The organism is Pantoea sp. UBA4549 (assembly GCF_002387285.1).
GTDB lineage: Bacteria > Pseudomonadota > Gammaproteobacteria > Enterobacterales > Enterobacteriaceae > Pantoea > Pantoea borealis.
In genome coordinates this window covers 17,230-27,117 of the sequence record NZ_DGLH01000002.1, presented here as the reverse complement: position 1 = coordinate 27,117, position 9,888 = coordinate 17,230, and the positions used below count along the sequence as shown (strand labels likewise).

The 9,888-nt window shown below is 56.6% G+C and carries 12 protein-coding genes; 7 read left to right on the top strand and 5 right to left on the bottom strand.

The features are described 5' to 3' along the window. The first annotated feature begins 118 nt into the window (after positions 1–118). Positions 119–643: a GNAT family N-acetyltransferase gene (locus B3041_RS00415; RefSeq protein WP_292968440.1), complete on the top strand. Its 525-nt coding sequence runs from the start codon at positions 119–121 to the stop codon at positions 641–643. 119 nt (positions 644–762) lie between these two features. Next, positions 763–1,998 (top strand): alanine transaminase, encoded by a 1,236-nt coding sequence (gene alaC / locus B3041_RS00410; protein ID WP_292968437.1) that lies wholly within the window; start codon positions 763–765, stop codon positions 1,996–1,998. Between the two features lie 41 nt (positions 1,999–2,039). Here alaC and ypdK read toward each other — a convergent pair whose 3' ends face one another. The 3 genes from ypdK to B3041_RS00395 all read right to left on the bottom strand — a co-directional run bounded on the left by ypdK (position 2,040) and on the right by B3041_RS00395 (position 4,946). Then, complete coding sequence (gene ypdK / locus B3041_RS00405; RefSeq protein ID WP_006120362.1) at positions 2,040–2,111, bottom strand: membrane protein YpdK; 72 nt, start codon at positions 2,109–2,111, stop codon at positions 2,040–2,042. Between the two features lie 200 nt (positions 2,112–2,311). Then, on the bottom strand, positions 2,312–3,340 hold the full coding sequence (locus B3041_RS00400) for an HlyD family secretion protein (protein WP_065648768.1): 1,029 nt from the start codon (positions 3,338–3,340) through the stop codon (positions 2,312–2,314). 1 nt (position 3,341) lies between these two features. After that, complete coding sequence (locus tag B3041_RS00395) at positions 3,342–4,946, bottom strand: MFS transporter (protein WP_065648769.1); 1,605 nt, start codon at positions 4,944–4,946, stop codon at positions 3,342–3,344. A gap of 152 nt (positions 4,947–5,098) precedes the next feature. On the opposite strand from B3041_RS00395, the gene B3041_RS00390 reads away from it, so the two are divergent. From B3041_RS00390 to B3041_RS00375, 4 genes are all read left to right on the top strand, one after another. After that, positions 5,099–5,884 carry an IclR family transcriptional regulator gene (locus B3041_RS00390; protein ID WP_292968431.1) on the top strand — a complete coding sequence of 262 codons (786 nt, stop codon included), beginning with the start codon at positions 5,099–5,101 and terminating at the stop codon, positions 5,882–5,884. Positions 5,885–5,890: 6 nt separating this feature from the next. Further along, entirely contained in the window at positions 5,891–6,343 is a 453-nt protein-coding gene (locus B3041_RS00385; protein ID WP_065648771.1) for a universal stress protein, read from the top strand. A gap of 9 nt (positions 6,344–6,352) precedes the next feature. After that, positions 6,353–7,156 (top strand): hypothetical protein, encoded by an 804-nt coding sequence (locus B3041_RS00380; protein WP_065648772.1) that lies wholly within the window; start codon positions 6,353–6,355, stop codon positions 7,154–7,156. 253 nt (positions 7,157–7,409) lie between these two features. Then, positions 7,410–7,691 carry a hypothetical protein gene (locus tag B3041_RS00375; RefSeq protein ID WP_292968427.1) on the top strand — a complete coding sequence of 94 codons (282 nt, stop codon included), beginning with the start codon at positions 7,410–7,412 and terminating at the stop codon, positions 7,689–7,691. A 75-nt stretch (positions 7,692–7,766) separates the two neighbouring features. Here B3041_RS00375 and B3041_RS00370 read toward each other — a convergent pair whose 3' ends face one another. Continuing rightward, positions 7,767–7,913 (bottom strand): hypothetical protein, encoded by a 147-nt coding sequence (locus B3041_RS00370; protein ID WP_167350666.1) that lies wholly within the window; start codon positions 7,911–7,913, stop codon positions 7,767–7,769. Positions 7,914–8,173: 260 nt separating this feature from the next. Beyond that, entirely contained in the window at positions 8,174–9,391 is a 1,218-nt protein-coding gene (locus B3041_RS00365) for an L-lactate MFS transporter (protein ID WP_292968418.1), read from the bottom strand. A 257-nt stretch (positions 9,392–9,648) separates the two neighbouring features. On the opposite strand from B3041_RS00365, the gene B3041_RS00360 reads away from it, so the two are divergent. Continuing rightward, on the top strand, positions 9,649–9,888 hold the full coding sequence (locus B3041_RS00360; protein ID WP_065648774.1) for a hypothetical protein: 240 nt from the start codon (positions 9,649–9,651) through the stop codon (positions 9,886–9,888).

Here is a 9,888-nt window from a genome sequence, read left to right as displayed (position 1 = left end):
TACGGGATTTATAACGCCGTGGCCCCAACGGAGGTGCGTAGGGGCGCCATTAATGGCGCCCTGGCCGTCGCTGCGGCAGTTTGCTATGTTGCACTATTCCCCGCAGCGGAGCGCCGCCATGCAACTTCTGACCCCGCGATTAACCCTGAGCCGGTTGCAGCCGGAGGACTGGCAGATCTTCAAAGCGGTACATGAAGACGCTGCCACCATGACCTGGGTAGGCGAAATTCCTGACGAAAACGATATTCGTCAGCGTTTCACTGAGCGGCTGGCGCCCTGGCAGCCTGCCAGCTTTCATATGCTGTGCCTGGTGGCGCGCCTGCAAAAAAATCAGGAACCGATAGGCCTGTTTGGCTGCAGCGCCGAATGGCACCCTTATCGACAGGCAGAAGTTGGCTATATGTTGCGCCATAGCCACACCGGGCAGGGCTACGGCAGCGAAGCGCTGGCAGCGCTGGTCCGTTTTCTGTTCAGCGCAGAATTTCATAAGCTGAAAGCGCTGGTGATTGAGGGTAACTGGCCATCCAGACGCATTCTGGAAAAGAATAATTTTATGCTGGAGGGGACGCTGCGGGATAATTATCTGTTAAACGGACAGTGGGTAAACGATTGGGTATTTGGTTGCCTGAATCCCGAAAAATAAAAAAAATTTCTGCTGCTCTCGACAGTGCAGGGCTCTGCGCGCTATGTTCGGGATAAGGTCACAGCGAGTGATCTGCGTCGCTCGGACGGTCCGGGCGCTCACGTAATCCTGAGGACACCATGGCTGATAACAGCATACCCCGTCGTTTCTCGCGTATAGAACGCCTTCCCCCTTACGTATTCAATATTACCGCTGAACTGAAGATGGCTGCGCGCCGGCGCGGCGAAGATATTATCGACTTTTCAATGGGGAATCCGGATGGCGCTACGCCACCGCATATTGTGGAAAAACTCTGTCAGGTGGCGCAGCGTGAAGATACGCATGGCTATTCCACCTCAAAAGGTATCCCGCGCCTGCGCCGGGCGATTTCGCGCTGGTACGCTGAGCGCTATGAAGTAGATATCGATCCGGAGTCAGAAGCGATTGTGACTATCGGCTCCAAAGAGGGGCTGGCGCACCTGATGCTCGCCACGCTCGATCACGGCGACACCGTGCTGGTGCCGAACCCCAGCTATCCTATCCATATTTATGGTGCGGTGATCGCCGGGGCGCAGGTTCGCTCCGTGCCGCTGGTGGCGGGCGTGGATTTCTTTACTGAGCTGGAGCGTGCGATTCGCGAAAGCTATCCGAAGCCGAAAATGATGATCCTCGGCTTTCCTTCCAATCCCACCGCTCAGTGCGTTGAACTCGACTTCTTTGAACGGGTGATTGCGCTGGCAAAACAGTATAACGTGCTGGTGATCCACGATCTCGCCTACGCTGACATCACCTATGACGGCTGGAAAGCGCCCTCAATCATGCAGGTGCCGGGCGCGCGCGACGTGGCCGTAGAGTTTTTTACGCTCTCCAAGAGCTACAACATGGCGGGCTGGCGTATCGGTTTCATGACAGGGAACAAAGAGCTGGTAGCTGCCCTGGCGCGCATCAAAAGCTATCACGACTACGGGACATTTACGCCGCTGCAGGTGGCAGCCATTGCCGCGCTGGAGGGCGATCAGCAGTGCGTGCGCGATATCGCTGAGCAGTATAAGCGCCGGCGTGATGTGCTGGTAAAAGGGCTGCATGAAGCGGGCTGGATGGTGGATCTGCCTAAAGCTTCCATGTACGTCTGGGCAAAAATTCCGGAACGCTATGCGCATCTTGACTCGCTGGAATTTGCCAAACTGCTGCTGCAGGAGGCGAAGGTTTGCGTGTCGCCAGGCATCGGTTTTGGTGAATATGGTGATACACACGTGCGCTTTGCGCTGATTGAAAACAGCGATCGCATTCGTCAGGCGGTGCGGGGGATTAAAGCGATGTTCCGTGCCGACGGTATCTTACCGGGAGCGGTGAAAGAAGCAGAAGAGACGCGTTAAGCGTGAGTCGGGGCGACTGGTGTGGTCGCCCCGTCCGGTACTCAGAGCATCAGCACAAAGGTGCCGACCCAAAGCAACACGAAAAAAGAAATGCCCATCAAAGCGTATTTCACAACATAACTCCTCTGTGCGGTTACCGTGATGGCGATCCCAGACCAGCGTAACCCGAACAGAATAAGAGAAAGGTGGAGTTCATCACCGCTACACGCTTTCTACTCAGGTGGTCCCGGCCAGACCGGAACAGGATCGGGCGCTAATTTACGCGGAATCGATCCAGAAATAAATAGGCCGGTTCTGAGATATTGCTCACAATTTAATGGGTCTCAATATGCGGGATCGCCGACATGCCGACGCGCAGCTGTGCCAGATCGGGCTGACCTGCATCAAGCATGATCTTCACCGGCAGACGCTGAACCACTTTAGTATAGTTGCCGGTTGCATTATCAGGTGAGATGGCAGAGAAAGTTGCCCCTGTTGCCGGCGCAATGCTGTCAATCTGCCCGGTAAAGGTTTTACCCGGTAGTGCATCAACAGTAACGCTGACCTTTTGCCCCGGCCGCACGTCGGTCAGCTGGGTTTCCAGATAGTTAGCCGTAATGTAGAGCTGCTGCAGCGGCACCACTGCCAGCAGACGGCTGCCGGCGCTGACATAGGCGCCCGGACGTACCGTACGCTGCCCTACCATGCCCTCAACCGGGGCAACAATACGGGTATAAGAGAGATTAAGCTGCGCCTGGTCGACATTCGCCTGCGCGGCTGCGACATCCGCCTCTGCCTGACGCACGGCTGCCTGCAGGACACTAACCTGCTTACGCGCCGCGTCCAGCGCTGCTTCACTCTGTCGTACCGTGGCCGAAGCGGAACGCTGATTAGCGTCTGCTTTTTGCTGATCGTCAGCCGCAATAGTGCCGCTCTTATAGAGCTGATTATAACGTGCAGCGTTCTGACCGGCGTAGCGGGCCGCTGCCTCACTGGCTGCCAGCGTCGCTTTTGCCTGATTGATGGTCGCCTGCTGCTGCGCCAGCTGCGCCTGGGTGCTCAGCCGTTTAGCTTCGCTCACCTGCAGCGAGGCGCGCGCGGTTTCCAGCGCCACGCGAAAATCGCGATCGTCAAGCGTTGCCAGCAGATCGCCTGCCCGGACGTGCTGATTATCCTGCACGCTGACCCGGGCGATATAGCCTGAAACTTTAGGGGCGACCAGGGTGTAATCCGCATTGACCCAGGCATCGTCGGTGCGATGATCGTTGGCGGTCATTGCACGCCAGACAAAGAAGGCGAGCGCGAGCAGCAGCACTAACAGGGCGCTTAGCAGCGCCGTTCTTTTTACAGCAGAGAGTTGCATATCAGTTTTCCCGACGTGACGTAACAGGTTGAATCAATGTTTGTGGCGGCCAGACGCGATGCGCCAGGCAGAGCGTGAGCAGCACCAGCAGGGCGCCAAAGCCGGTCAGCATCAGCCAGGCATCGCTCAGGCTGAGTACCAGCGCCTGATGTTTCAGCAGAGCGGCAAATCCGCTCAGGTTCTGCACGCTGCTGGCGCTGCCATCCGGCAGCAGAGGCGTGCTGCTGTCTGCCTGCGCGCTGCTGGTCGCGGTCATCAGCCAGCTGCGGCTGGCGGCCTGATCCACCAGCACATGGGAGTGAAACTGTTCGCGATGGCTGATAAACCACTCCACCAGGGTGCTGGCCGCGATGCTGGAAAACCCGCGCACGGTGTTAAACATGGCTGAAGCAAAAGGCCCTTCCGGCGGGGCCACCACGCTGGTGGCGCTCATCAGTACCGGCAGGATCACCATCGGCTGCCCGAACGCCTGCAGGATCTGCATCAGCCAGAAGTTCTGCCGCGCCCAGTCAGTGGTGACCTGCGTGCCCAGCAGGCAGGCAGTGACCAGCAGCAGCACGCCGCAGCACAGTACCCAGCGGCAATCGACCCGGCGAATATTCAGAATGGCAGCGACCAGCGGGGCAATCAGCAGCTGCGGCAGGCCCACCGTCAGCGCCAGCGGGGCAAACTGCAGCGTACGGAATCCCTCAACCTGACCAAAATAGACTGAAGGAAGCGCAGAACCGGAGAGCGCCAGAATCAGCACCGCCATCAGCGCCAGCAGGCCGTGTGCCAGGTTGGGACGACGCAGCATCTGCAGCCTGAACAGCGGCAGCGGATGAAACCACTCGTTGATCAGAAATACCGTCAGCAGCGCCAGCGCGCTCAGCAGCAGCGCGGTAAACAGCGGCGAGCTGAGCCAGTCCAGCCGCTCTCCCTGCGTCAGAGCCAGAATCAGCAGCGCCATGCCGGTGCAGCCGGTGAGCATGCCAAACAGATCGATCTGACGAAAGCGCTCCAGGCGCAGCGGATCCTGTGGCAGCCCCCACGCAATCAGCGCCATCGCCAGCAGCATTGCCGGGATCACCTGCCAGAATACAAACGCCCAGCCCACCTCATCGGTCCAGAACGCGGCCAGCGAAGCCGCCATATTGGGGCCAAAGGTAGCGGTAAGCGCATAGGCGCCCAGGCCATAGAGTTTGATCGGCGGCGGCAGAAAGCGCAGCGCTACCGTCATCAGCAGCGGCGGCAGCGCACCGCCAAATATCCCCTGCAGCACGCGCAGTGTAATAAACAGTGCCGTATCCTGGGTCAGCGGCAGCACGAGGCCGCACAGCATAAAACCGGCAGCAACCGCCAGCGCAAAACGGCGCAGAGAAAAGGTAACGGCAAACCAGGGTGCAATCATCATCGCGGCGACTTCAGCTGCCTGATAGCCGGAGACAATCCAGCTGCCGCGATCGTGACTGATACCGATCGCAGCGCGGATATCTGCCAGGGCAATATCCGTGACCCGATCGTTGAGTCCTGACGTCAGTGCCGCGATCAGCACGCCCACCAGCCCGAGAGCCAGGCGCAGTGTAAACGGGTGCGGAGCTGGCGGAGCAGCGGGCGAAGCGGTCATAACAGAACTCTCATGAATTTATGATGCAGTGTATTACGATGTGATACAGGACGCGCATCTTACATGCCGGTATGATGTATTGCAATGTGATACCCGGGTACAAAAGTGCGATCATTCGCGCTACAGTAAAGCAGGCTCAGAAGGAACGCATCATGGTGGGATCTGCCTCAGGCCGTGAGGATGAAAAAGCGGGTGGCATTCAGGTCATTGCGCGTGCGGCAAAAATTTTACATGCGCTGGGCGAACACCCCGGCGGTATGAGTCTGGGCGAAATAGCACAGGTGGTGAACCTGCCGCGCTCTACGGTACAGCGTATTGTGGCAGCGCTCGACAGCGCTCAGCTGGTGCGCAGCAGCGGGGCAAGGGGACTGAGACTGGGTCCGGCTTTGCTGAAACTGATCTCCAGCGTCCATACGGACGTGGTGGAGCTGGCGCGTCCGCTGCTGGAACAGCTCTCAGCAACGGTTAATGAAACCGTTTCACTGGCGCGCGCCAGCGGGACGCAGCTGGCGATCGTACACTATGTTGTGGCGCCGCGTGAGCTGCGGGTCGTACCGCGTATGGGGCTTAATCTGCCCCTCTACAGTACGTCCGGCGGCCGGGCGCTGCTGGCGCTGGAGAGCGATGAAGATGTGCAGCTGCTGGTGGGCGATGCCTGGCAGGAGCTGACAGATAAAACGGTAAAAACGCTGCCGCAGCTGATGGCGCTGATTGCCGAAGTACGCAGCAGCGGTCTGGCGATCGATCGCGGTGAAACGCTTGAAGGGATCACCACTCTGGCGGTCGCCATCGACACCCTGTTTGGACGCTTCTCTATCTCCCTGCTGGTGCCCGGCGCGCGCTTTTCGCAACATGAAGCGCGCTATCGCAAAGAGATCATCACCTGTAAAGAGGCGCTGCTGCGCGAAATTGGCAAAATAACCGCTGTGGAGAGGTAACGGCACATGAAAATGTTGTTAATGGCTATCGATAACTCGCCGGTCGCAGAAAAGGTCATCGCGCTGACAATCGAACAGGCGCTGGCGCTCAGCGCACCGGTTACGGTGCTGTGCTGTATCGATCCCGCCTATTCGGTCTGCAATCAGCCCATTGAAATTGACGCCGGTGAAGATCCGGATGATTTTGTCGCGGCACAAGATGAGCAGAATACCGCCGAGATGGTGGTGCGTCATGCGCTGGCCCCCCTGCTGCGGGCAGGCGTCGATGCCAGAGGCATTATTCTGGCCGGTGAAGCTGCTGAAACCATTGTGGCGCAGGCTGCGGCACTGCGCGCCAGTATGATTATCATGGGACGCCGGCACCTCTCGCCGCTTAACCGGCTGCTGAAAGGCTCGGTCAGCGCGGCAGTGATCGAACGCGCAACCTGTCCGGTTTTGCTGGATGTGCGTAAGGATTAACGCTGCGCTATGACTTTGCTTTTTATGTTAGTGCTGGCGGCGTTTGCATTGCTGGCGCTGGTGATCGTGATGCTGGTACGCACCACGGCGCTGCGTGCCTGGCAGGGTGTGCTGCTGTTTATGCTGCCGCTGGTGGCGGCTAATGCGATCTGGTTTAGCTGGCTGCATCCGCGCCAGGCAGAGAAGGTGCAGGCGGAGGCAGTTGCGCGGCAGCTTAGCGAGGCACCGGGCTACCGTCTGCTGAAGGTTCAGGAGCCGGAGCTATGGCAATTACTGAATCGTGAATTGCTGCACAAGCTGCAGCAGGGTACCTCTGCCGAACGGGCGCTGGGCGACCTGCGGGGCTGGCTGGCTGACATCGTCAATAAACGCATGGCCCGCGCCAGTGATGAGGCGGTCATTGCGTATGTTCAGGTTTCGGTGGAAGAGATGCGTGCGCTGCAGCAGCAGAATCCGCAACGCTGTTTTCAGTTTCTCTATCCGCAGGTCACCGGCGGGATTAATCTGCAGGAGGTGCTGGATCCGGCACTCTATCAGCGCGACAGCGACGCGCTTGAAGCCCTGCTGCTGAGCAGTCAGGGGGCGGAGCAGCAGATTGACCGGCCGCTGGCCCGGCGCGATCTGCGTCAGGTAGTTGACCAGCTATACGGTAAATGGGGCAATAAACTTCAGCAGCTCAATCAGCCAGCTGATACCGCCGTTGATCGCAGTGCGTTATGTGCAATGTCTATCGATCTCTACAGCGCTATTCTCGCATTGCCAGCTAAGCGCGCCGCCGGTCTTTTACGTAATATGGTGCACAGTAACGGATAACCGATGAAAAAAAGCCCGCTCAGCGCGGGCACAAAGGTCACTTTGTTACTTTTTTATTATTGATATTACCTGGTGTGGAGCAGACATCGTGTGGTCTGACTGCACTATCGCAGTTGTCATATGATAAGAAAAGCCGTTTGGTTTTATTGATTCAATTGGTAAAATCACTGGTATCAAGACTATTTCGCGCGTTTTCCTATAGCCGCGCAGGGGCATCGTTGTTTACACTGCGACGCCTGAAGAGGACACCTGAATGAAAAATATCGTTACCGGCGCGTTAGCGCTTATTATGCTGGCTGGCTGCAGCGTTAATCAGCCTGGCGGATTTGAACGTGTAGATGAAGATAACACGTCGAACACTGTTCAATATCGTTACGATCCGCATAGCCTTAATCGGGATGCCATGAATGTTGACCTGGCAAATTACTGCAGTGAACGGGGTTTCGATAAAGTGGATTCACTGCCTGTTCAGGACAGTCATCTGCCAGGATTAAAGAAAGCCTGGTATCAGTGTAATTACGCGATTAAAAGCTAAAAAAAGGGCGGGATATATTCCCGCCCTGGTTCTTTCTATTTCTTTTTTTATTAGTGCTGTGTGAGCTTTGCCCAATTATCCGTGACGATGCCCGTAGTGGCCATGGTGCCAGCCGCGGTCATGACCCCAGCCAGCGCTGCGGCCACGGTCGTGCTCAATAATACATCCGCTGAGCAAACTGATCATGACCGCCATCGACGTTAATGAAATAAGCTTCTTCATGGAAAGACCTCCTCTTTTCCAGTGAGGTCAGATTACGCCAGAATAGTGGAGTGAAGATGCAGCAAATGTAGATTTATTTATATAACTATTGCCAGATGTGTCAAAATAAAAGAACAGCTAGGCAAATATATCTATTTGAATCGGAATAAACTGAATAGCGCTTTATAATAGCGCGACAATTCTGAAAGGCAATAACCTGGTAACGCTAATGACTTAATAAAAAATGCGGGCGCGGTCTGCTGACCACGCCCGCACATTAATCAATTATGCAGAGCCGGTCTGTTAATTGTCTGACGCCGCGGCTGACGAACACTCAGTGAAAGCAGCAGCGAGATAACCAGCAGCGTCATGATTAAACTAAAGGTAACGGTAAAGCCGCCGAACAGTGAGGCGACCAGCGAACCGAGCACGCTGCCAATACCAAAACCCAGGTAGATTAGCCCGTAATTTTTTGTCAGATTATTCAGACCAAAGAAGTCACTGATCAGCGCCGGGAAAACGGTGATTGTGCCGCCAAAGCTGAAGGCTACGCAGGCCAGCGAGACAAAAAAGGTGGTTTCATTCATACGGGTAAACAGCAAAATACTCATGCCTGCGAGCGCAATGCATTGCGCCAGTGAGATCACCCGGATACGGGCCATTTTGTCTGACAATACGCCCAGCGTTAACCGGCCGCTAAGGTTGGCAATCGCGATAACCGTTACGGCGCTCGCTGCTATCTGCGGCGTAAGATGCACCATCCCTTCACCGATATCTTTCGCTACGCCAATTACATACAGGCCGCTCATACAGGCAGTAAGAAACATCAGCGCCAGCATCCAGTATTGCGGCAGGCGTATCGCCTGCGCCAGCGTAAAATCGCGGCCAGCATGGTGCGGATTACTGCTGGCAGTGCGCACCGGCGCATCGCGCATGAGCAGCGCACCGCAGAACATCATGCTCATTGCCAGCACGCCCCAGATCATAAAGGTGTGTTCCAGGCCGACCGCATCCAGCAGGGTGCCGCAGACAAATTTGAAACCCAGACTGCCCAGGCCATAAGCACCGATCGAACAGGCGGAGATAAGACCTTTGCGTTCAGGAAACCACTTTACGCAGTTTGACAGCGTCATCAGGTAGCCTGCGCCATCCGCCAGGCCTACCAGAATACCGGCGCTCAGATAAAGCATCATCAGGTTATCAGCCTGAGCGGTCAGCCAGAATCCGGCTGCCATCAGAATACCGGCCCCGATAGTCACATTACGCACGCCAAAACGCTCCTGCAGTTTGCCTGCCAGCGAGGAGGCGATAGCCAGCCCCAGACTCAGCAACCCAAATGAGAACGCGACCTGACTGACAGATTCGTGCAGTTTATGCGCCAGCGCGCCGTTAAAGAGACTCCAGGTATACACGGAGCCCAGCGCAAGCTGGGTAATGACAGTGCCGATCAGAGTCAGTATGCGGGTACGCCGGTAGTGCGCCGTTGAAGCTGTGGTCATTGTTAATCTCCCGTCCGGGAATATGAAGTCTGCTGGCAGCTTAGCGCGCACGCGCGAGGCAGTGGCCGGATCCCGCCTCAGCCGCCGGGAACAGAGAATGAAATGCCATTTTTCCGGTATGAATGGCAGCGGCATGACAATTCACGTCACGCTGTTTCGCCTGATGAACATATGTAAGCAGGTGTGTTGAGCGCGGCGATTTTCCTGCAGAGTCCGGGAGGTTTGCCAGGCTTACATTTCAACCAACGGGAGGAAATATGAAAGACCGGGCATATGAATCCGTATCGAGTGGAGATGAGGTCTGCTGTCTTATCGGTCAGGCGGTGATCGAATTAAGCGATGAACATCAGCCTGTCAACAAAGCCACGCTGTCGTTAAAGCTGCTGGCTATGGCCGATCGTGACAGCGATGATGAGCGGGTAATGCTGTACTGGATCGCCAGAAAAGCCCTTAATCAGCCACAGCAGCTTCAGTCCGGCGCAGGTGGCTGGCGCTAG

Coding starts and splice junctions, on each gene's coding strand:
- B3041_RS00400 (WP_065648768.1), bottom strand. CDS start 3,340: ATGCAACTCTCTGCTGTAAAAAGAACGGCGCTGCTAAGCGCCCTGTTA.
- alaC (WP_292968437.1), top strand. CDS start 763: ATGGCTGATAACAGCATACCCCGTCGTTTCTCGCGTATAGAACGCCTT.
- B3041_RS00365 (WP_292968418.1), bottom strand. CDS start 9,391: ATGACCACAGCTTCAACGGCGCACTACCGGCGTACCCGCATACTGACT.
- B3041_RS00370 (WP_167350666.1), bottom strand. CDS start 7,913: ATGAAGAAGCTTATTTCATTAACGTCGATGGCGGTCATGATCAGTTTG.
- B3041_RS00395 (WP_065648769.1), bottom strand. CDS start 4,946: ATGACCGCTTCGCCCGCTGCTCCGCCAGCTCCGCACCCGTTTACACTG.
- B3041_RS00380 (WP_065648772.1), top strand. CDS start 6,353: ATGACTTTGCTTTTTATGTTAGTGCTGGCGGCGTTTGCATTGCTGGCG.
- B3041_RS00375 (WP_292968427.1), top strand. CDS start 7,410: ATGAAAAATATCGTTACCGGCGCGTTAGCGCTTATTATGCTGGCTGGC.
- B3041_RS00390 (WP_292968431.1), top strand. CDS start 5,099: ATGGTGGGATCTGCCTCAGGCCGTGAGGATGAAAAAGCGGGTGGCATT.
- B3041_RS00415 (WP_292968440.1), top strand. CDS start 119: ATGCAACTTCTGACCCCGCGATTAACCCTGAGCCGGTTGCAGCCGGAG.
- B3041_RS00360 (WP_065648774.1), top strand. CDS start 9,649: ATGAAAGACCGGGCATATGAATCCGTATCGAGTGGAGATGAGGTCTGC.
- B3041_RS00385 (WP_065648771.1), top strand. CDS start 5,891: ATGAAAATGTTGTTAATGGCTATCGATAACTCGCCGGTCGCAGAAAAG.